Annotated in this window: 19 protein-coding genes and 1 pseudogene; 10 read left to right on the top strand and 10 right to left on the bottom strand. The window is 52.2% G+C overall.

The annotated features are described in order from the left end of the window. Positions 1-129 precede the first annotated feature (129 nt). The 3 genes and pseudogenes from CPA45_RS23275 to CPA45_RS10935 all read right to left on the bottom strand — a co-directional run. Positions 130-663: pseudogene (locus CPA45_RS23275) on the bottom strand (ATP-binding cassette domain-containing protein); the annotation flags it as partial. Continuing rightward, on the bottom strand, positions 660-1,526 hold the full coding sequence (locus tag CPA45_RS10940; protein WP_096651581.1) for a MetQ/NlpA family ABC transporter substrate-binding protein: 867 nt from the start codon (positions 1,524-1,526) through the stop codon (positions 660-662). The gene CPA45_RS10940 and the pseudogene CPA45_RS23275, both read right to left, overlap by 4 nt. A gap of 325 nt (positions 1,527-1,851) precedes the next feature. Beyond that, complete coding sequence (locus CPA45_RS10935; RefSeq protein WP_096651580.1) at positions 1,852-2,844, bottom strand: AMP-binding protein; 993 nt, start codon at positions 2,842-2,844, stop codon at positions 1,852-1,854. A 241-nt stretch (positions 2,845-3,085) separates the two neighbouring features. On the opposite strand from CPA45_RS10935, the gene ssuD reads away from it, so the two are divergent. From ssuD to epsC, 5 genes are all read left to right on the top strand, one after another. Next, complete coding sequence (ssuD, locus tag CPA45_RS10930) at positions 3,086-4,222, top strand: FMNH2-dependent alkanesulfonate monooxygenase (protein WP_096651694.1); 1,137 nt, start codon at positions 3,086-3,088, stop codon at positions 4,220-4,222. 53 nt (positions 4,223-4,275) lie between these two features. Next, positions 4,276-4,851 (top strand): NADPH-dependent FMN reductase, encoded by a 576-nt coding sequence (gene ssuE, locus CPA45_RS10925; RefSeq protein WP_096651579.1) that lies wholly within the window; start codon positions 4,276-4,278, stop codon positions 4,849-4,851. A 21-nt stretch (positions 4,852-4,872) separates the two neighbouring features. Further along, complete coding sequence (locus CPA45_RS10920; RefSeq protein ID WP_208858493.1) at positions 4,873-5,826, top strand: sulfonate ABC transporter substrate-binding protein; 954 nt, start codon at positions 4,873-4,875, stop codon at positions 5,824-5,826. Positions 5,827-5,944: 118 nt separating this feature from the next. After that, complete coding sequence (locus CPA45_RS10915; RefSeq protein ID WP_096651577.1) at positions 5,945-7,192, top strand: acyl-CoA dehydrogenase family protein; 1,248 nt, start codon at positions 5,945-5,947, stop codon at positions 7,190-7,192. Between the two features lie 44 nt (positions 7,193-7,236). Beyond that, entirely contained in the window at positions 7,237-8,175 is a 939-nt protein-coding gene (epsC, locus tag CPA45_RS10910) for a serine O-acetyltransferase EpsC (protein WP_096651576.1), read from the top strand. Here the strand turns inward: epsC and CPA45_RS10905 are convergent. Then, positions 8,164-9,078 (bottom strand): AraC family transcriptional regulator, encoded by a 915-nt coding sequence (locus CPA45_RS10905; protein ID WP_165771538.1) that lies wholly within the window; start codon positions 9,076-9,078, stop codon positions 8,164-8,166. The two genes, epsC and CPA45_RS10905, sit on opposite strands and share 12 nt — an antisense overlap. 102 nt (positions 9,079-9,180) lie before the next feature. Here CPA45_RS10905 and CPA45_RS10900 point away from each other — a divergent pair, with 102 nt between their 5' ends. From CPA45_RS10900 to CPA45_RS10880, 5 genes are read left to right on the top strand one after another with little or no spacing between them, the layout of a single operon-like run. Then, positions 9,181-9,744: a carboxymuconolactone decarboxylase family protein gene (locus CPA45_RS10900; protein ID WP_096651574.1), complete on the top strand. Its 564-nt coding sequence runs from the start codon at positions 9,181-9,183 to the stop codon at positions 9,742-9,744. After that, complete coding sequence (locus tag CPA45_RS10895) at positions 9,734-10,807, top strand: acyl-CoA dehydrogenase family protein (protein WP_096651573.1); 1,074 nt, start codon at positions 9,734-9,736, stop codon at positions 10,805-10,807. Before CPA45_RS10900 ends, CPA45_RS10895 begins: the two co-directional genes overlap by 11 nt. After that, positions 10,804-11,613, top strand: coding sequence for an ABC transporter ATP-binding protein (locus CPA45_RS10890; RefSeq protein WP_096651572.1), 810 nt, complete (start codon positions 10,804-10,806; stop codon positions 11,611-11,613). Before CPA45_RS10895 ends, CPA45_RS10890 begins: the two co-directional genes overlap by 4 nt. Then, on the top strand, positions 11,604-12,806 hold the full coding sequence (locus CPA45_RS10885) for an ABC transporter substrate-binding protein (RefSeq protein WP_096651571.1): 1,203 nt from the start codon (positions 11,604-11,606) through the stop codon (positions 12,804-12,806). Before CPA45_RS10890 ends, CPA45_RS10885 begins: the two co-directional genes overlap by 10 nt. After that, complete coding sequence (locus CPA45_RS10880) at positions 12,803-13,570, top strand: ABC transporter permease (RefSeq protein ID WP_208858492.1); 768 nt, start codon at positions 12,803-12,805, stop codon at positions 13,568-13,570. Before CPA45_RS10885 ends, CPA45_RS10880 begins: the two co-directional genes overlap by 4 nt. Positions 13,571-13,580: 10 nt before the next feature. Here CPA45_RS10880 and CPA45_RS10875 read toward each other — a convergent pair whose 3' ends face one another. The 6 genes from CPA45_RS10875 to CPA45_RS10850 form a co-directional block, all read right to left on the bottom strand. Then, the gene (locus CPA45_RS10875; RefSeq protein WP_096651570.1) at positions 13,581-14,378 is read right to left on the bottom strand and encodes a MetQ/NlpA family ABC transporter substrate-binding protein; all 798 of its coding nucleotides are present in this window, start codon (positions 14,376-14,378) and stop codon (positions 13,581-13,583) included. Further along, complete coding sequence (locus CPA45_RS10870) at positions 14,375-15,769, bottom strand: LLM class flavin-dependent oxidoreductase (protein WP_096651569.1); 1,395 nt, start codon at positions 15,767-15,769, stop codon at positions 14,375-14,377. The genes CPA45_RS10875 and CPA45_RS10870 overlap by 4 nt, the downstream gene beginning before the upstream one ends. Positions 15,770-15,772: 3 nt before the next feature. Continuing rightward, positions 15,773-16,987 (bottom strand): SfnB family sulfur acquisition oxidoreductase, encoded by a 1,215-nt coding sequence (locus CPA45_RS10865; RefSeq protein WP_096651568.1) that lies wholly within the window; start codon positions 16,985-16,987, stop codon positions 15,773-15,775. A 10-nt stretch (positions 16,988-16,997) separates the two neighbouring features. Beyond that, complete coding sequence (locus CPA45_RS10860) at positions 16,998-18,254, bottom strand: SfnB family sulfur acquisition oxidoreductase (RefSeq protein ID WP_096651567.1); 1,257 nt, start codon at positions 18,252-18,254, stop codon at positions 16,998-17,000. Positions 18,255-18,260: 6 nt separating this feature from the next. Beyond that, positions 18,261-19,067: a MetQ/NlpA family ABC transporter substrate-binding protein gene (locus CPA45_RS10855; RefSeq protein WP_096651566.1), complete on the bottom strand. Its 807-nt coding sequence runs from the start codon at positions 19,065-19,067 to the stop codon at positions 18,261-18,263. 237 nt (positions 19,068-19,304) lie between these two features. Then, positions 19,305-19,889 (bottom strand): RBBP9/YdeN family alpha/beta hydrolase, encoded by a 585-nt coding sequence (locus CPA45_RS10850; protein ID WP_096651565.1) that lies wholly within the window; start codon positions 19,887-19,889, stop codon positions 19,305-19,307. Positions 19,890-19,915 lie beyond the last annotated feature (26 nt).

The following is a 19,915-nucleotide window of genomic DNA, read 5'->3' as shown; positions in this document are numbered from 1 at the left end:
CAATTTTAGCGTTTTATTGATCTCTTTGATCAGGCTCAAAATGGATTGCGTCGTTTCAGGGTCGAGTGCCGAGGTCGCTTCGTCGCATAGCAGAATTTCTGGGTCTAGCATCAGCGCACGGGCAATGCCAACGCGCTGTTTTTGTCCGCCTGAAAGGCGAGAGGGGTAAACATCTTCTTTTCCCTCGAGCCCTACTAGGCGCAGAAGCTCTTGTGCCCGTTGCCGGATGCGCTGCTTATCTCGAATACCCGCGGCTTTCAGCGGAAGTGCTAGATTCTCAAATACGGTCGCTGATGAGAGTAGATTAAAGTGTTGAAAAATCATCCCAATTCGGCGGCGTAGTTTAACGAGGCCATTTGTATCCAGTGACTGGATATCGACGTCATTAATCAACACTTTTCCGGTAGTGACATCCTCAAGGCGATTCAGCGTGCGTATCAGGCTCGATTTTCCCGCACCACTCCTCCCGATAATGCCGAAGATCTCTCCTTGGTAGATATCCAAATTTATATCTTTAAGCGCCTCTACTCGTCGCTGACCAGATACATAGGTTTTACCGACACCTTCAAGTCGCAGGTGCAGAGGGTTAGTGGGGGATGTTTTTTGGCTATCAGCAGCCCCCGAAGGGGCTGCCTTACGATAGGGGGCAACGGCAATATTCATTCACTCAGCTCCAGGGGAGGAAAGTCTTCCCATGCCAATTGATATAGCGAGCTATCACCGAAGGCTTCTTCAAGAGAGGCCTTTACTTCAGGTGCCTGATGGTAGATTGAAATGAACTGATGAATAGCGGGAGCATCTTCATTATCAGGATGCACAACGAAGCGCAGTGCAAAAGTGTGGGTGTCATCAATATGGAATAGCAGTGCATCTGCAGGATCCGTCACGCCGGAAGATTTGATGTAATGCGGGTAGCTAAGAATAGCGGCGACATCTTCAAACGCACGGGGTAGCTGTGGCCCTGGTAGCTCTACAAAAGAGAGATCCAACGGGTTGTCTTCAATATCGTAAAGGCTGGCATGGTAGCCAATGCCTTCAGGCAAAGTGATTAATCCAGCTTGCTCTAAAAGCATTAACCCTCGACCTTGGTTAACGGGGTCATCGGCTACCGCAATGGTACTGCCTGCAGGGATGTCTTCTGCTTTTTCAAAGTCCTTTGAGTAAATGCCCATTAAACCCTCAACCCCATAGGCGAGTGGGGTTAAATCGAAGCCACGCTCCTCCTCGGCATTGGTCAGAAAAGGCTCATGCTGAAAGTAGTTGATATCAATGTCTTTGTTTAGCACGGCGGTATTAGGAAGCACCCAGTCGCTAAACTCAACCACTTCAACATTGATACCTTGCTCTTTAGCCAAATCTGCGGCGACATAGACTGAATCGACAATCAGCCCATTTGAGACAACGCCAATCCTGACATCGTCAGCGTTTACCTGTGAGGCAGCGGCTAAGGGAAAGAGCAGGCTGGTCAGCCAATACTTTTTGGCTCGGCTAAAAGAGAGGGGGCCAGTGAGGGAGTGTGTTCGCATAATGGTCTACTCAAGAGTGGTCAGTAATGGCAGACCATAAATTACTGTGCCAACGTGTAAAAATAGTTATGAAAACTTTATAAATCATGATTAGTAAATCATTTTTAATGATACGCGCGGTGAATCTTGTTGTGGTTGCTAGTGAGTAGTTTAGTAGGATTTTAAGATGATTGTTAAAATAGATATACGCAATAAAGATTTTTAAAAACTCTAGCGGTAAAGTAAGGTTGAAGTGTGTAGTGTCCCAGTGGAGTGTACCTTTTAACCGCTTAAGTGGCTGATGCCAGTTAGGCGGTTTTTTTATGCGTAATGCTTTTGTTTTTTACTAGTAGGGTGAGGTGAGCTGTCTTTCCAAATGCTGTAAGTAGTTCCAGCCCATCAAGCGACTGATAACTTTCTTGGCGGCGTTAGTGAGAGCGGGTGCATCCTGTTGGCTACTCCAGCGGTAGAGCGCTTGCTGTTTAGGTGGAAGCGAGGTGAAGTATTGCTGATTTTGTGAATAGATATGCTGTCGCAGGCTAGGGGAGCCGATGATGCTCGTTATCAAGGCGGCCTGGCGATCTTTAATCACCGTATGTCTGTTTTCAGGTAGCACGAGTGCCTCGCCTGAGGTGAGCCAGTGACTCAGGGTGTGTTCTACGCTATTAGGGCGCTCGGTGCCTTCTTCAGCCCAGAAGCCGCGTGGTGCAAGTAGGCATAGTGCTACACGGCTTGGTGCTTTGTGACAGATAGTTGGACTGGCTAAAGCGAGCGGTAGCTGGCTAAACGCCTCAAAGGTGTTTTTTCTAGACAACAAGCAACTGCTGGTAACGTTAGGTGGAGGCGTGTTGAAAGGTGAAACGGGGCGCGTAGTAACGACATATAAGAGCTGTTGCTGATGGCAAGCTGCTAAGAAGTTTGCCGGCTCGTTTAATAACTCGCTGTCAATCAACACCGGCCTGCAATGGCTAATATAAGCCGCCAACATCGCAAAGAGTAAATCAGCGTTGAGCGTACCGCAAAAGCCGATACGGGCGTTGGTCGCTAAGCCATGATGACGCATATTGGCGGCGAGGTTTTCTGCTTCCCGTAGTAGGTCGATCCATCGCCAGCGTCGCCATTGACCATGGTTGGGCTGCCATAATGCCGTCGAAAGAGGGGTGCTGCTGGCCCAGTGTCGCAGTTGAGTAATGTGATGACTGCCCGGGCTTGCGAGGCCTGATTTTAGATGGCTTGGCTTTGGATAACCTGGCTTCGAAGGGCTAAGGTTTAAGGAGGCATCTAATCCATAACATCGTGCATTCAGTGATGAGGAGAACCGGCTATTCAGGCGTTGCATCTCGTTGTTCATCCTAGTCAATATAAGTAAAAACTATATATCTTGAGTGGGCCGGGAAGCTAAATAATTTAAACAGAAGTAGTCATCAGTTTTATGGCATTAGATTTTCTTGCCTCATGCTGAAATAGATATCTCATAAAGTGATTTGTTTAGGTTTTATCCATGTCTTTATGCTGTTGGTAATCAATGCTTAATGCCCTTTGCAGCCTGTTTACAGGTTTACTTACAGGATGAAGACGCGATGAGTTTAGATATTTTCTGGTTCCTGCCTACGTCTGGCGATACGCGTTATTTGGGTAAAGGTAGTGGACGGCCACCCAGCAACGCTTATTTACAGCAAATAGCGGTTGCCGCTGAACACCATGGTTATGACGGTTTGCTCGTTCCCACTGGGTCCAGCTGCCTAGACCCTTGGGTAGTGGCTTCAAGTTTAGTGCCCGTCACTCAGCGGATTAAGTTATTGGTGGCGTTGCGCACCTCTATTTCAGGCCCTACCGCATCCGCTCGCCAGGCGGCAACGCTGGATCAGGCGCTAAAAGGCAGGCTATTGCTCAATGTTGTGCCGGGCGGCGATGCCGCTGAACTGGCGGCCGAAGGGGTTCATTTGACCCATGACGAACGCTACGAAGTGGCTGATGAATTTCTAACGGTTTGGAAACGGCTGCTGGAAGGTGAAAGTGTTGATCATCAGGGCAAGCACTTTCAGATTGAGGGTGCCAAGAATTTCTTTGATCCTGTCCAGAAGCCTTATCCGCCGCTTTACTTTGGCGGCTCTTCTCCCGCTGCCCATCAATTAGCCGCTAAGCATGTTGATGCCTACCTCACCTGGGGTGAGCCGCCTGCCGCTGTTGCTGAAAAGATTGCCGATGTGCGCGCAGAAGCGGCCAAGTATGGGCGCGAAGTGAAAGTTGGCGTGCGCCTCCATGTGATTGTCAGAGAAACCCGCGAAGAGGCCTGGCAGGCGGCAGACAAGCTGATTGCCAACCTGGATGACGAAACGATTCAAAAAGCCCAGGAAAATTTTTCGCGCATGGACTCTGTGGGGCAGCGGCGTATGGCGGAACTGCACGGTGGAAGACGCGACAAGCTTGAGATTAGCCCTGATCTTTGGGCGGGTGTCGGGCTGGTCAGAGGCGGTGCAGGAACGGCACTGGTGGGTGACCCGGAAACCGTGGCCCAGCGTTTGCAGGAGTACGCGGATTTGGGGGTGGATACGTTTGTGCTTTCGGGGTATCCGCATCTTGAAGAGGCGATCCGCTTCGCTGAACTCATCTTCCCTTTGCTGCCTGGCAAACAGGCGGTGACAGAAGAGGGCGTATTTACTGGGGGTGCGTTTGACGCGCGTGCGACGCAATCCCGTCAAGCCTCAGCCTCGTAAATCATTTTTTCTACCCCTGATATCTTAACTATTTGGTGCTTAAGGAGTTTGTTATGAGCGTTGTATTAATTGCAGGAAGCCCTGGAAGCTTGTCACGTACCTCAGCTTTAATCGACTTTATCAATAAGGAGCTACAGGAACAGGGAATCGAAACAGACGTATTCAACGTCAATGAATTTGACGGTAATGAAGTATTTTTCGCCGATTTTAACGCACCTCAAATTGTTCGCTACCGAGAGGCAATTGCCAAGGCAGATGCGGTGGTGTTGGCAACGCCCGTTTACCAGGCCTCCTTTTCAGGGGCGCTTAAACTGCTGCTGGATTTAATACCTGAGCGTGGGCTGAAAGGCAAAGTGGTACTGCCGCTTGCCAATGGCGGCTCTGACAGCCATCTACTGGTGATCGATTACGCGTTAAAGCCGGTGTTGTCTGCGTTAGGGGCCAGCAATGTATTGGGCGGTGTCTACGTCAACGCAAAACAGCTCACCCTTGATGGCGAAAAGCGCTACCAGGTGGGGGAGGAGGCAAGCGCTCGAATCAGTCGCTCCCTTGAAGAGCTGATTGAAACGCTCCCCAGTCAGAGTTCCGCATCAGCGAGTGCCTACCAGCGCTCTGTTGCCTACGCTTAATTTTCTTTGATGGGCTCTTTTATGATCAAACAATCAGCCTTATCTGCCGCCGTACTGTCGGGAGTCTTGGTCTTATTGCCTCACTCGTTATTGGCAGCCGATGACCCTGAAACCTTGCGTATTGGCTTTCAAAAGTACGGCACCTTGGTACTGCTTAAAGAGCGTCAGGCACTGGAGGAGCGATTCGCTGATCGCAATATCAATGTCACCTGGACGGAGTTTCCTGCTGGCCCGCAAATGCTGGAAGCCCTTAATGTAGGCAGCATTGATTTTGGCACGGTAGGTGAAACACCGCCGGTCTTTGCCCAAGCTGCCGGGGCGGATCTTGTTTATGTGGCCCACCAGCCGCCAGCGCCTCAAGCAGAAGCGATTCTTGTGCAAGAAGACTCGCCCATCCAAAGCGTTGCCGAGCTGGAAGGCAAGCGCGTTGCGCTAAACCGTGGTTCTAATGTCCATTACCTGTTGGTACGTGCGCTACAGGATGCCGGGCTATCGATCCACGATATTCGCACCGCCTTTTTACCCCCTTCGGATGCGCGCGCAGCATTTGAGCGAGGCAGCGTCGATGCCTGGGTCATTTGGGAACCCTACTTGGCTGCTGCCGAAGATGCACTAGGTGCACGCATTCTGACGGACGGTACCGATTTAGTTAGTAACCATGAGTTTTATATTGCGGCGGGGCCATTGGCGGAGCAGTACCCGCATGTTGTTGAAGAGATCATACAAGAGCTACAGGAGCTGGATAGCTGGGCAGCTGATAACCTGCGTAAAGTGGCTGAGCTGCTAGCCCCTTCCATCGGCCTTGATCCGGACGTGGTGTATGTGGCCGCGAATCGCGCAAGCTACGGTGCTCAATATCTTTCTGACGAAGTGATTGCCCAGCAACAAGATATCGCTGATACCTTCTTTGAACTGGAGCTGATTCCACGCGAGCTGGATATCCCTTCTGTGGTATGGCGGCCTAGCGATGAATAATACACCGTATCCTTACCCGCTAAACGAGATTGAGCCTCAATGTGCCTGGGCCTGTGTTTTACCGTTTGATGGTTCTTTTTTCTGGTTTTTGCATTAATCCATTGAGGAGAGTGGCCGCATGAGCATTGCAAATGCCTACCCAGATCAGTCTGAACGATTGAGAGCAGTGGATCCCACGCGAGACATTCTATCGAGCAATGATCAGCAGCATTGGCTGGCCATTACTGATCAGTTGGCAGCGCGCCTAGCCGAAAGTGCCGTTGAGCGTGATCGCCTGGGTGGGCATGCCTCTTTTGAGCGCGAGCTGATTCGGGATAGCGGCTTGTTGACGCTGGCTGTACCCACTGAGTATGGCGGTCAGGGGCAACCATGGTCACTTGTTTATCACGTGGTCAGACGCTTAGCCAGGGTGGATTCAGCGCTTGCTCATGTGTTTGCTTTTCATCATCTGCAGGTGGGGTCAGTATTGCTTTACGGCAATCAACACCAGCAGCAGCGACTGTTAACCGCCACCGCTCAAGAACATCTTTTCTGGGGCAATACCCTTAACCCGTTGGATAAGCGCACCGTCGCTACCGAGCGCGGTAATGGTGGCTTTATCCTGCAAGGCAAGAAGGGGTTCTGCTCAGGGGCAAGAGGGTCAGACTATTTGACCGTCTCGGCGTGGCATGAGCCTACCCAAAGCCTAGTGATTGCGGCGGTGCCCACTCATCGTCCTGGCATTACCGTACATGATGATTGGGACGCTATCGGTCAGCGGCAAACCGATAGCGGTACCGTGAGTTTTGAGCAGGTGGAGGTACTAGAGAGCGAAGTGCTGCTACCGCCTGGTTTTACGTGGTCCCCGTCGGCTCAGTTTCGCGCCTGTTTAGCCCAGTTAGTGTTAGTCAATCTATACGTCGGCATTGCCGAAGGAGCCTTTGAGGAAGCAAAGCGCTTTACGCTTGAGCAGGGGCGACCCTGGTTAGCCTCTGAAGCAGCTCAAGCGCAAGATGACCCCTACCTTCAGCGCCACTTTGGTGAGCTGTGGGTAAAGCTGCGTAGCGCTCAAGTATTGGCCGATATAGCAGGCGATATAGCCCAGCGCCACTTTGTGAAACGTACCGCTATTAGTGCTGAAAACCGGGGTGAGGCTGCAATTGCCATTGCAGAGGCGAAAGTCGTGGCACACCAAGCGGCGTTGGATGCTAGCAGCCGGTTGTTTGATATTGCAGGTGCGAGAGCGACTGCACGGCCTTTGGGGCTGGATCGTTTTTGGCGCAATGCACGCACCCATACACTCCATGATCCGGTGGATTATAAAATACGCGATCTAGGTCGGTGGGCACTGCTGGATCAGTATCCAGTGCCAACGTCTTATTCGTAGTCAGGGCAAACTATCAACGCTTGAAAAAAGAGGCCCACGCTGAGATGAGTGAAAAAAACCACAATGAGCCATCTCCATGGCCATTAGACAGTGTGGTGACAGAGTTACGCCAGGTAAGACACGAGTGGCGCGAGCGCCAAGGCAGGGAAACCGACCTGGGCACCCGTGAGCTTCCTGCTCACCGCCATATACATGAGGTGATTGATGCCTTGTGCGGCATCTTATTTCCTATGCGCTTGGGCCCCTCCGATCTCAAAAAGGAGAGTGAGGATTTTTATGTGGGGCATCAGCTTGGCCACGCGTTGAATATTCTGGTGACCCAAGTGCGTTTAGAACTGAGTTGCCAGCAGCCGCGCCTGGAATCCCAGGCTCAAGATCGTAAAGCGAATGAATTTGTCCGTCGTTTTGCCACCATGCTGCCTGCACTACGTCGGCAATTAGATCAGGACGTGATAGCTGCCTATCGCGGCGACCCGGCAGCGTCCTCGGTAGACGAAATTTTGCTTTGCTACCCAGGGCTATTAGCCATTATTCATCATCGCATCGCAAATGTGTTCTATGTGGAGGGGCTGAGAATCATCGCAAGGATCATTGCCGAAAAAGCCCACTCGGTGACCGGTATTGATATTCATCCTGGCGCAACGATTGGCAGCCATTTCTTTATCGACCACGGCACGGGGGTTGTGGTCGGTGAAACGGCGGTCATTGGTGAGCGGGTACGCCTTTATCAGGCGGTGACGCTAGGAGCGGTAAGATTCGATGAGGACGATCAGGGTGCACTCACCAAAGGCGAGCCACGCCACCCCATTGTGGAAGACGACGTGGTGATCTATGCCGGTGCCACCATTCTTGGCCGTATCACCATTGGCCGCGGCGCTGTGATTGGCGGCAACGTTTGGCTAACCCGCGATGTACCTCCAGGTAGCAGGATTACTCAGGCGGTACTGCGGCAGTCGGTGGATGATCACCCTTCAGGCGGATAGCTGCTTAGCATGACGGCGAAAAGCACCGGGTGCTTCGCCATAAAAACGTGAAAAGGCACGAGTAAAGGCAGCCAATGATTTATAACCGACCAAATCGGCTGCCTCTATCACTGAACGATTGTTGTGCAAGTGACGCGCGGCCATTTTCATCCTCAGCATTAACAGCACCTGCCCCGGTGATTGACCAGTGCAGTCGTTAAAATGTTTAAAAAAGGCAGAACGCGACATGCCCACTGTGTCAGCCATGGTTTGCAGTGTCCAAGCGGCATCGGGTTCGGCGACCAAGCGCTCTAATAAAGGAAGCAACGTGGTCGAAGAGACTAGTGCAAACACACCGCCCAACTCATCCAAATGTTGCAGGCGCTCACGCAGTACATAAACCAATAGCAAGTCGCTTAAACGCGTTAATAAACTGGGAGAGGGCGACTGTTCGCGCTGCGTTTCTTCAACAATGAGCGAAAAGATGACCGGTATTTGCGGCATGCTGATGGATGATTGGCGGAAAATAATAAAGTTGGGTAAATCCTCTATTACCCACTGGCCAATACCAGGCGTTACTTCAAAAAAGCCACAAACTAAACCGGTTTCGTTAGTTGAGTGGGGAGTGAACGGCTGCATCTGCGTCACGGGTATTGCTGTTAACGCAGATGTCGCTTCGCTGCTTGACAACCAAAAAGGTACGTCTCGGAGTATTAAGACACCATCGCCCGCCGTGAGAGGTTCTGGTGCTACTCCTTCAAGATGTAGCCAGCAATTCCCAGAAACAACCAAATGAAAGCTCGCGTTGGCATGCCCATGAGACGAGGCCTTCCAGCGACCGCAATAATTGCCGGTATGAAAAAGGCGCGCCTTTGGGTCGATAAATTCTAATAACCAATCGGTAGGAGAACGTGAGTAATTCATATAACGGAAACACTCTAGAGCAAGTTTCGACGACTCCATAGTATTCAGCGCTATGCCCCTGACTACTAAGATTTCGTTACTTACTTATCAGGAGGTCTGGAAATGTCTTTGGTTACCTTAAGAACACTTGAAAATGCACCCGCTGAAGCGCTGCCGTGGTTACAGAAAGCCCAAGAGCAATCCGGCTATCTGCCAAATCTTTTAAAAGTATTAGCCAACGCGCCGGTGGCGTTGGAAACCTATTTAACCGTCTCGGCGATCAATGCGCGTGCTAGTTTAAGCTTGGCTGAGCGGGAGGTTATCCAGTTAACGGCCGCCACGACCCATGGCTGCAGCTTTTGTGTCGCAGGCCATACTGCCATCGCCAAAAACAAGGCGAAATTATCGGAGGAGGTCATTGAGGCTTTACGTGCAAGAGGAGAGTTGCCGGATACGCGCTATGAGGCACTCGCTGCCTTCACGCGAGAGGTGATTGCTAACCGTGGTGCCGTTAGTGAAGACTCACTCAACTCTTTCCTAGAGGCAGGGTTTGATCAACAGCAGGCGCTGGAGGTCATTCTTGGCGTTAGCTTGGCGACGCTATGCAATTTTGCCAATAGCTTTGCGCGAACGCCGCTCAATCCAGAGTTGGCAGCGTACCGCTGGGGAGGGGGCAATGATCAGTGATCATCTTAACCAATGGTTAACCGAGCATGCCGACCTACTGGATTCGGGCCATATCAACGAAGCCGAGCTCTTACCCAAGCTGGCCGCTGATGAGGTGTTTAAAATAGGCGTACCCACCTCACTGGGAGGCGTAGGTGGTGAGGTGGCTGACAGTGTCGAGGCCATCGCTCAGGTGGCCTCCCAGTCATTAACGGCTGCCTTTGTTTTTTGGGGGCACCGCGCGTTTATTGAGTATTTGCTGCAAGGCGATAACCCTGAGCTAAGAGAACGGTTGTTGCCTTCTTTGCTAAGCGGTGAGCTGGCCGGTGCGACAGGACTATCCAATGCCATGAAATACTTGGCTGGCATTGAGTCGTTGGGCATCGCCGTTCGAAAGCCTATTGATGATAGTAAGCGATTACTCGATGGCGTGTTGCCTTGGGCCACCAACTTGCGAAAAGAAGGCTTTGTGGTGGCAGCCGCAGTGGAGGTCGAAAATGAACAGCCGCTGATTGCGGCGCTGCCCAGCCATTTAGCTGGGATTAATCGCAGCGACGATCTGGATCTAATCGCACTAAGGGCAAGCAATACGGCCTCCATCAAGGTTGAAAATGCCTCACTAACAGATGAGTGGGTCATTTCCCATTCAGCCAATAACTTTTTACCGCAGGTTCGGCCAGCGTTCTTGGCCATGCAATGTGGCATGTCAATTGGGTTGGCTCGCCGCTGTTTAGTAGCAGCCAAACAGCAACTTGGACCCACACGTTCAGCGCTGCGCGATGACTACGAAGGGGTGGATCGGCACTTAAGCCATGCAGGCAAGCAGTTGCAGAAGGGGCTAAGCAAACAGCGCTTTATCAAGCACCCTGCTGAACTCTTTGCGATACGTTTGACGCTGGCTGAAGTCGTGGCAAATGCCGCCCAGCTAGAGCTACAGGCCTCAGGTGGTAAGGCGTATGTGCATAACGCAGCCAATGGCTTCGCCCGTAGATGGGGGGAAGCCGCATTTATTCCCATCATCACGCCCAGCGTGGTGCAGCTGAAAGCCGAGCTGCTGCGTCATCAAGAGGTGCTCTTTATATGACCTCGCCGGTACTTGAGGCTAATAACCTAATGCTGGGATATGCCGATGGGGCAGGGTGGAACCCTGTACTTGAAGATTTCTCAACGTCTCTCCAGGCTGGCGAAATCGTCACCGTGTTGGGCCCCAGCGGGGTGGGTAAATCGAGTTTGCTACGTGTGCTGGGTGGTTTGCAGTCACCCCAGCGTGGTGACGTCACGTTATTTAACCAGCCACATAAAAAACCGCACCCCCGTGTTGCGGTAGCCTTTCAGGATCCCTGCCTGCTGCCGTGGTTGAACCTCGAACAGAATGTAGGGTTCGGGCTCAACTTTGCCAGTCAGCCGGTGCACAGTACCGCCCAACGTAAAGAAAAAGTGGCGCACGCATTGGAGGCTGTGGGGCTCACTCATGCCCGGCGACGCTATCCCAAAGAGTTGTCAGGCGGTATGGCACAACGTACCGCGCTGGCGCGCTGCTTGGCTAGAGAGCCAAGCGTGCTGCTACTGGACGAGCCTTTCGGGGCGCTTGATGAAGTCACACGAGGTGAGATGCAGGCGCTATTGATCGACATCGTCAAGGCTCGCCACACCGCGGTACTGCTCATTACCCACGATATCGATGAGGCACTTCAGCTGTCTCAGCGGGTGCTGCTGCTGGGTGGTGCACCCGCCACCACGCTCAACGAGTGGTCAATTGATCTGCCTTACCCGCGAGATGATCACATTGAAGCCTTAGGCCTGCTGCGCATCGATATTCTCAAAACGCTCCGACACTCTAGCCGTAAGGTAACGAACGACCTCATTAAGGGAGACCTGGCATGTGCTTAAATGATCCTACCCCTACTCGGCGTGACATTTTAAAACTCGCTGCGTTATTTACCGCCGCAGGTGCTGCCCCGCTACTTTCTGCATTAAGTAGCCGCGCAGCTGCGCAAGAGCCAGATGCTCCCGTGCGCATAGGTTACTTGCCCATTACTGATGCGGCGCCGCTTTTGGTCGCCCATCATCGTGGCCTGTTTGAAGAAGCGGGCGTAAAAGCAGACGCGCCCGTGATGTTAAGAAGCTGGGCACAGGTGATTGAGGCGTTTCTTTCTGGGCAAGTCAACGTGATACACCTGCTGTCACCCATGACGATTTGGGCGCGCTACGGAAGTCAAGTGCCCGCCAAAGTAGTCGCGTGGAACCACGTGGATGGCTCGGGCCTGACCGTTGCCCCCGATATTGAAGACGTAAGCCAACTGGGTGGTAAGCACGTCGCAGTTCCTTTCTGGTATTCCATCCATAACGTCGTGGTGCAACGCTTGCTTCGGGAAGAGGGATTAACCCCTGTCAGCGCCGGGCCGGATACCGCTGTCGCTGACAATGAAGTCGGCCTTGTGGTGATGCCTCCTTCCGATATGCCCCCGGCGTTAGCCAGTGGTCGAATAGCCGGCTACATTGTTGCCGAACCGTTCAATGCACTGGCAGAGCATATGAACGTTGGCCGGGTGGCGCGCTTTACAGGCGATATCTGGAAACAGCACGCCTGCTGTGTGGTGTTTATGCACGAGCATGACCTTAAAGAGCGCCCCGAGTGGTCACAGAAAGTCGTTGATGCGATTGTTAAAGCGCAATTATGGACACGCGATCATCGCGAAGAAGCTGCCGAGCTACTCTCCCGGGCGGGAACCCATCGCTATACTCCGCATGAACCTGAGGTGCTCAAGCAAGTACTAGCCCCACCCGCTAGTGCTCGAGAAGGCTACTTATCGTCAGGAGCGATTCAGCACCCCGAGTGGAATTCCCAGCGGATCGACTTTCAGCCGTATCCCTTCCCGAGCTACACCGAAGAGCTGGTACGCCAACTGAAAAACACCGTGGTCGAAGGCAATACTGGTTTTCTGGATACCTTGGATCCTGCAGAAGTGGCAAGAGATCTTGTCGATGATCGTTTTGTTCGCCGCAGTATTGAAGCTGTGGGCGGTCTTTCAGCATTTGGTTTTCCAGAGCGCTTTGAACGGGATGAGGAGATCGAGGTTTGACGCGGATCATTCGACAAGCGGCGCTCCCCTGGCTATTGGGGGGCGTCGGTATTTTAACCTTACTGTTGTTCTGGTGGGCCTGGCTTGGGCCGCTTGATGGGTTGGGCAGGCTAGGTAACCTGTTTACCCCGCAGGCAACCCTCGCCAGTTTGACGGAGCTACTGAGGCGTGCTGAGTTGTATGAGCACATTGCTGCTAGCCTGCAGCGCGTGTTGGTAGGTCTCGGGCTTGCTTTGTTGTTGGGTATTCCGCTGGGGCTTTTGGTCGGAGCGTCGCACTACGTGGAGTGGGCAACCACGCCGGTGTTCCAGTTTCTACGCATGATATCGCCTCTTTCCTGGATGCCCATCGCGGTTATGGTGCTAGGGGTAGGTAACAAGCCGATCTACTTTCTGCTTGCCTTTGCTGCCGTATGGCCAATTTTGTTGAACACCGCCTCTGGGGTGAAGCAGTTAGATCCCCGCTGGTTGCAGCTAACCCGCAGCTTGAGTGCCACTCGGCGTGAGCTGCTGTTTCAGGTCATTCTGCCGGGCATCTTCGGAAATATCCTGACAGGGGTGCGGCTGGCCATTGGTATTTTGTGGATCATTCTAGTGCCCTGCGAGATGTTGGGCGTTAGCTCTGGGTTGGGTTACTACATACTCGATACCCGTGATCGATTAGCCTATTCGGAGCTCATGGCCATGGTAGTGCTGATAGGGTTCCTGGGGTTTTTCCTGGATGCCTTGGCCCGTATTGCCTATCGGCGTTGGGCCAAGGGGTAGGGGAGTAAGATTAGTGATTCAGCCAGGGAAGGCTGTAGAGGCGATCATCATTGGCGTTGGAACGATGAATCTGTTCTCTAACGGCAGGTGAATGTTGATATAAGTCAATAAATTCAAGTAGTTTTTCATTGCCAGTATTGTCATGATGGGCAACAAAACGAATTGCATAATATTCGTCTTCAAGGCCTGAAAAAAGTAGTGCACTGCCAGGGTCAAATGCTTCAGCTGCGACGATATGAGAGGGATAGCCTTGGGCTAAGTCCACATCATTAATTGCTCGAACAAGCTGTGGCCCCTCTATTTCGATTAAACGCAACGCTTTTGGGTTAGTGATAACGCTATCTAAATTGGCTTTTGCGCCTGCATTTGGGTCAAGCTCTATCAACCCAGCTGATTGCAGCAGCTGCAGGCCTCGCCCTTGATTGACTGGATCGCTGGCGACTGCGACACGTGCCCCATCCTGTAAATCATCCAGCGACTCAATACGTTGCGAGTAAAGGCCTACATTGGGCAATATGCCGAAAGCAATGGACTCGATTGGGTACCCTCTTTCCTCAACAGCATTGTCAAGAAATGCTTGATGCTGGAAATAGTTAGCGTCTAGATCTCCATTCGCCAATGCTAGATTAGGTGTTGTCCAATCACTAAACTCGACTACCTCAACATCAATTCCTAACTGCTTGGCCTCTTCTGCTGCAACGATGACAGAGTCTGCCAATGCACCTGGTGTTACACCAATGCGTAAAGTGTCTGCATAGGCTGCTGTTGCTGACAGCGTAAGCGCTATCACTATCGTCAGTGCTTTCATACCGTGGCTTCCTTATGGTCATGTGGCTCTTTCTCCTTCCGATACTGCGCCCCAGCGTGATAGCTCGGAAGCTTGTCCCCGGCACCAAAGAGTTTGTGGCGTAGGCTGCCTTCCTGGTAGCTGGTTTTGTAGACGCCACGATTTTGCAGTTCAGGCACGATGAGGTCGGCAATATCTTCAAAGCTTTCCGGTGTGACCGTGCGCGATACGTTGAAACCGTCGATGCCGACGTCAGTGATCCAGGACTCAAGTTCATCGGCGATATAGGAGGGGTCACCTACCAAGGTGGGGTAGCGGCTGCCTAGTTTGAAGCGTTCCAGTAACTTACGCTTGGTCATGGCGTTGGCTTGGGCACTGCTCGCCGCTGACTGTATGGCATTGCTGTTGCCGTAGTGAATCGGCTCATCCAGCTCAAAGCGATCAAAATCGATGCCGACGCTGCTAGAAAAGTGGGCAAGCCCTGCTTCGGGGCTGGCATAGCGGCGGTAATCATCGTACTTATCCTGCGCTTCCTGTTGGTGGGTGCCGGTAATCATCGCTATGCCCGCGAAGATTTTGATATCGTCTGCTTTGCGCCCCGCTTCAACGGCTTGACGGCGCAGGCTATCCACTGCCCGTTTTGCTTCGCCCTTATCCTGAGCACTGATAAATACCGCTTCTGCGTGGCGTGCGGCAAACTGCTGGCCACGGGGTGAAGAACCGGCCTGATACAGCACTGGCGTGCGCTGCAAGGAGGGTTCACTCAGGTGATAGCCCTCCATCTGGTAGTAATGGCCTTGATGAATGATTTTGTGCACTTTAGCGGGGTCGCTAAACACGCGAGCCTGGCGGTCGCGCAATACGGCACCATCTTCCCAGCTGCCTTCCCATAGTTTGTAGAGTAGTTCTAGGTAATCGTCCGCGCGGTCATAGCGCTCATCATGCGGGGCAAGGCCATGGAGACCGGCGGCTTTAGAACCACTATCGAGATACCCCGTGACGATATTCCAACCGACGCGGCCACGAGTTAGATGATCGAGTGTCGACATGCGGCGAGCAAAGAGGTAGGGCGGCTCAAAACTTAAGTTGGCGGTAATACCAAAGCCTAAATGCTGAGTCACTGCGGCCATCGCTGAGACAAGTACGGCAGGGTCATTGAGCGGCAGCTGTACTGACTCTCGCAACGTCGTCTCAACACTATTTTGATAAACGTCATACACCCCGATGATATCGGCAATGAACAGGCCATCAAAAAGACCACGCTCCAGCGTTTTAGCCAACTCCGTCCAGTATTCCAGCGTGTTGTAGTCTGACGAGTTATCCCTTGGGTGCGTCCATAACCCATGATTGATATGGCCGACACTGTTCATATTGAACGCATTGAACAGGATGTGTTTTTTGGGCGCTGGCATCGTTTAGATCGCTCCGTGACGGGGTGGGCGTTGCCCATTGAGGTAGAAATTGCCTATTGCGTGCAGCTTCCAGCGGGCAGGGTCATGTAAGGTATGTGTGCGGGCATTGCGCCAGAAGCGATCTAACTGCCGGTTATCCAACGTTGCCCCCGTGCCGGATAGCTCGAATAACTGCGAACCCGCCAACAATGAAACCTCGGTGGTGAGTACTTTCGCTTCGGCGACATCAATAGAGGCTTGCGCCACGCTGTCGTCATCGGGCGTTTTCTGGGCAATGGCAACGCTGCCAGCCGCTCGTTTAAGCAGGCTCTTTGCCGCTTTTAGGCGCACGGAGAGATTTCCTATCCGCTCGATTAACAGCGGGTCTTCGCATGCCTGCTCTACGCCTGCATCTATCCAGGGCCTAGCGTGCTGTTTGACGAACGACAGTGTGGCGGCGAAAGCGCCTTGAGCAATGCCCAAATCAATCGCTGCATGCATCAACTGGGCAAAGGGCCCGATAGCAGTGGGCCGTTCAAAGGAGTCGGTAAACGGCACTACCCATAAAGGGTCTACCAACACGTTGTCCAACTGAACTGAGCCGCTTCCCGTAAGGCGTTGGCCAAAGCCGTCCCAGTCGTCGGTAATGGTGACTCCATGTGCTGACTTAGGAATGAATACCAGCTGTTGGCGTTCTGCTTCATCCACCACCAAGGTCGGTATCCAGTGGGCGTAAAGCGCGCCAGTGCAGTAAAATTTTTGCCCGTTGACGCGCCACTTTTGGCTAGCGTCTCTATATAGTCTGGTGCGGCGTTTGTAATCCTTATGACCTATTTCTGCGAGTGCATTACCCAACCGCTTACCGCTGATGACCTCTGAATAGAAGAAACGCTTTTGCGCTTCACTGCCGCCTACGCGCAACACCTCAAGGGCATAAAAGTGGTTTTGGGGAATTTGGGCTATAGAGCCATCGGCTGCGGCAATGATGGCAATCACTTGAGCAAGTGCATCACTACTTAGCTCTGGTCCGCCATATTCAGCAGGTACGGTGATCGCCCATAGGCCGCTTTTGGTAAAGTCATCAAGCTCTTGCCACGGCAGCAAGCGTTCTTTATCACGCTGAGCTGCTTGCTGTTCAAAATGGCTCGCCAGGGTGTGCGCGGTCGCAATTGCTTGCTGATCACTAGTGATCAATCCCACGCGACTGGCTTGAGGGGAAATGAGGGTAGCCTGAGTCATGGTTGCTCACTTAATTCCACTGATGGCGTGCAGGTAGCACGTCATTGAGGTAGTAGTTGCCGAGTAAGTGATATTTCCAGCGAACCGGGTCGTGCAGGGTGTGGGTACGCGCGTTACGCCAATGGCGATCCAAGTTGTGCTTGGCGCGGGTGGCAGATGCCCCGGAAAGCTCAAAGAGTCGTTCGCTGGCTTCAAGTGCTACTTCCGTGGTGAGAATTTTCGCTTCTGCCACCGCAACGGAAGCTCTTGCACTGCCTTTATCGTCAATCGGCTGGCGGGCGATCTCATCAAGCGTCGCGGCAGCTTCCTGAAGCACTGCGTTGGCGGCATGGAGGTCGATTTTCAGGCGGCCAAATGCATGGATGGTGTAAGGGTCATCGCTGGCGAGAGCAACGCCGGAATCTGTCCAGGGGCGGGCGTTTTCGCGCACAAACTGAATAGCATCGTCGATAGCATTACTGGCAATGCCTGCATCAATAGCGGCCTGAATGAGCTGTGAAGATGGCCCAGTTAGCCCAGGCTTATTGGCGATTTGCCACACCGGCAGGGTATGTTCCAAGGGAACCTGAACGTCGTTAAACGTGACGGTGCCACTGGCCGTGATACGTTGACCAAAGGCTGACCAGTCGTCGATAACGTCTACGCCTGGCGCTGAGCGTGGCACAAAAGCCAGCACAGCACGGCCCTGTTCATCCAGAGCGCGAGTAGGAATCCAGTGGGCATAGAGGGCGCCGGTGGAGTAGAAGCGGGTGCCATTAAGACTGAGTTTACCTTGGCCTTTCTGTTCAGTAATGCGGGTGCGCTGATGCAGAATGGTTTTGGTTCCCCGCTCTGGCCCTGCGTTGCCAAATCGCTGACCTTTCAAGGCAAGGCCAAACCAGTGCGCTTTCTGCTCTTCGCTAGCCAGCGCTTTCACTACCCCCAGTACGCCAAACTGGTTTTGAGGAATTTGACCCAAAGCGGAGTCAGCAGCACTCAAAAGGCGAAAAACCTCCGCAACGGTTTGATAAGAGACATCCGCCCCGCCGTATTCGCGTGGTACGGTGATTCCGCCTAAGCCGCTGTAAGAAAATTCATTAAGTTCCTTCCAGGGAAGCCGCCGTTCAGCATCGCGAGTGGCGGCTTCCTGTGCGTAGCGCTTGGCAAGTGCATGTGCCGTAGAGATTGCCTCTGCATCATTACGGATAATACGAACACGGTTAGTATCGATGGGGAGCTCCATTAAGGGGCCCTCTGCTATAGCAGTAGTGAAGGAGGATGAGGTCATAAGTAACTACTCTACCCAGGGGAGCGTATAGAGATCAGGATTGCCGCCATAGCTGGCATCAATGGTTTCCCTTACGGCAGGAGACGTTTGGAATTGATTGATGACATCCAGAAGAAGAGCGTCATCCGTGCGGCTTTCCTGGGCCACAAAGCCCATGGCGTAGAAAGTATCGTCAATCCCTGAGTAAAGAAGTGCTTCTCCCGCTTGCTCTGGACGGCCTGCATTCACAAAGTGGCTGGGCCATGAAATAGCTAAATCCACATCATCCAGGCTACGAATAATTTGTGGGCCATCAATTTCATGGAAGCGCAGGTTATGCGGGTTAGAAGTTATGTCGTGCACGGTAGCGCCAATGGCATCGCCGTCACTTAATTCGATTAATCCTGCACGCTGAAGCAGTAATAACCCTCGCCCTTGGTTGACAGGATCACTGGCAACCGCCACCCGAGCACCATCGGGAATATCTTCCAGTGTGGTGAGGGTATTAGAGTAGATGCCAATATTTTGCAACAGCCCCAGGCCCAGCATGCTGAGCTCATAGCCACGCTGGTCGATCGCGTTATCTAAAAAGGCTTGGTGCTGGAAAAAGTTAAGATCAATATCGCCGTTGTTAAGCGCTTCATTGGGGAGCGTCCAGTCGCTAAACTCAATGACCTGAAGATCAATACCACGTTCACTAATTTCATCACTGAGCGCTAGCAGTGAATCTGACGTAACCCCAGACGTTGTACCAATGCGTACCACATTATCGGCATAAGAGGCCGTTGCAACCGCGATAAGTGTTGCTGAAAGTAATAATGAGCGAAATTTCATCTTAAGTCTTTATCCTTAATAGGTGTTTCAAAATAAATACAGGGTAGTGAGCGATTGCGTATCGGCAGTGCTTCTGTCAATGATCAGCTATTAATAAATAAAAGCTTAGGAAGTATTTTAGATGTTTATATTAATAAATAAGACATAGATGATATGGTAAAAAAATCCCTCTTAACGAGGGATGAAAGATGACGCTGGAGGAGAAAGTAGAAGGTTATGATCGCCTAACAAAAGACATTAAGCACTGCGTCGCTGATCACTATGTAACTCGCGATAATAATCAAAGCACTTTAGTAAGCGAAGACCGTCACTCCAATGCGTATGCCCTGATGCACTATTAATATGACCTGCATCGCGGATAATATGTAGGGCACTTTTCCACTCGCTAGCAAAATGCTGAATTCGTTCGATGCTTGCTGTGTGGTCATTATTAGACCCCACCACTAGACTTGGAAAAGGTAATGGCTTTAATGGGATAGGGCCAAACGCCGCCAGGCTTGGATTAACATTCCACCGCTCTACGTCTGCAGGTGCGACAAGCAGCGCGCCTTGAATTTTAGCTCTCAAGTTGGGCCTTGTGGCTGCCCAATGCGCTACCGTAACGCATCCAAGGCTGTGAGCGATCAGTACAATGGGCCCCTTGGCCTGAGCAATGGCGCGCTCTAATGAGGCAACCCAATCACCCAACTGAGGATGACTCCAGCTATTTACAAGTGTACGCGAACTATTAGGTAGCTGTGTTTGCCAATGGCTTTGCCAGTGATCTGAACCAGAGCCATTCCAACCTGGTACTATCAGATAGTGTTTGTTTAATGACGTCATCCTTAAATCTCCCAAATTGAAATTTC

Origin of the sequence: Vreelandella nigrificans, from assembly GCF_002374315.1 — a bacterium.
Taxonomy (GTDB): Bacteria; Pseudomonadota; Gammaproteobacteria; order Pseudomonadales; family Halomonadaceae; genus Vreelandella; species Vreelandella nigrificans.
Note: the sequence above shows the minus strand (reverse complement) of the source record. Positions and strands in the feature narration are given on the sequence as shown.

Bases quoted from the DNA above. Each gene is read 5' to 3' on its own strand.
- CPA45_RS10905 (WP_165771538.1), bottom strand. From the start codon at position 9,078: ATGAATTACTCACGTTCTCCTACCGATTGGTTATTAGAATTTATCGAC.
- CPA45_RS10885 (WP_096651571.1), top strand. From the start codon at position 11,604: ATGTGCTTAAATGATCCTACCCCTACTCGGCGTGACATTTTAAAACTC.
- CPA45_RS10855 (WP_096651566.1), bottom strand. From the start codon at position 19,067: ATGAAATTTCGCTCATTATTACTTTCAGCAACACTTATCGCGGTTGCA.
- CPA45_RS10870 (WP_096651569.1), bottom strand. From the start codon at position 15,769: ATGCCAGCGCCCAAAAAACACATCCTGTTCAATGCGTTCAATATGAAC.
- CPA45_RS10860 (WP_096651567.1), bottom strand. From the start codon at position 18,254: ATGACCTCATCCTCCTTCACTACTGCTATAGCAGAGGGCCCCTTAATG.
- CPA45_RS10900 (WP_096651574.1), top strand. From the start codon at position 9,181: ATGTCTTTGGTTACCTTAAGAACACTTGAAAATGCACCCGCTGAAGCG.
- epsC (WP_096651576.1), top strand. From the start codon at position 7,237: ATGAGTGAAAAAAACCACAATGAGCCATCTCCATGGCCATTAGACAGT.
- CPA45_RS10940 (WP_096651581.1), bottom strand. From the start codon at position 1,526: ATGCGAACACACTCCCTCACTGGCCCCCTCTCTTTTAGCCGAGCCAAA.
- CPA45_RS10935 (WP_096651580.1), bottom strand. From the start codon at position 2,844: ATGCAACGCCTGAATAGCCGGTTCTCCTCATCACTGAATGCACGATGT.
- CPA45_RS10915 (WP_096651577.1), top strand. From the start codon at position 5,945: ATGAGCATTGCAAATGCCTACCCAGATCAGTCTGAACGATTGAGAGCA.
- CPA45_RS10890 (WP_096651572.1), top strand. From the start codon at position 10,804: ATGACCTCGCCGGTACTTGAGGCTAATAACCTAATGCTGGGATATGCC.
- CPA45_RS10850 (WP_096651565.1), bottom strand. From the start codon at position 19,889: ATGACGTCATTAAACAAACACTATCTGATAGTACCAGGTTGGAATGGC.
- CPA45_RS10875 (WP_096651570.1), bottom strand. From the start codon at position 14,378: ATGAAAGCACTGACGATAGTGATAGCGCTTACGCTGTCAGCAACAGCA.
- CPA45_RS10865 (WP_096651568.1), bottom strand. From the start codon at position 16,987: ATGACTCAGGCTACCCTCATTTCCCCTCAAGCCAGTCGCGTGGGATTG.
- CPA45_RS10895 (WP_096651573.1), top strand. From the start codon at position 9,734: ATGATCAGTGATCATCTTAACCAATGGTTAACCGAGCATGCCGACCTA.
- ssuD (WP_096651694.1), top strand. From the start codon at position 3,086: ATGAGTTTAGATATTTTCTGGTTCCTGCCTACGTCTGGCGATACGCGT.
- CPA45_RS10920 (WP_208858493.1), top strand. From the start codon at position 4,873: ATGATCAAACAATCAGCCTTATCTGCCGCCGTACTGTCGGGAGTCTTG.
- ssuE (WP_096651579.1), top strand. From the start codon at position 4,276: ATGAGCGTTGTATTAATTGCAGGAAGCCCTGGAAGCTTGTCACGTACC.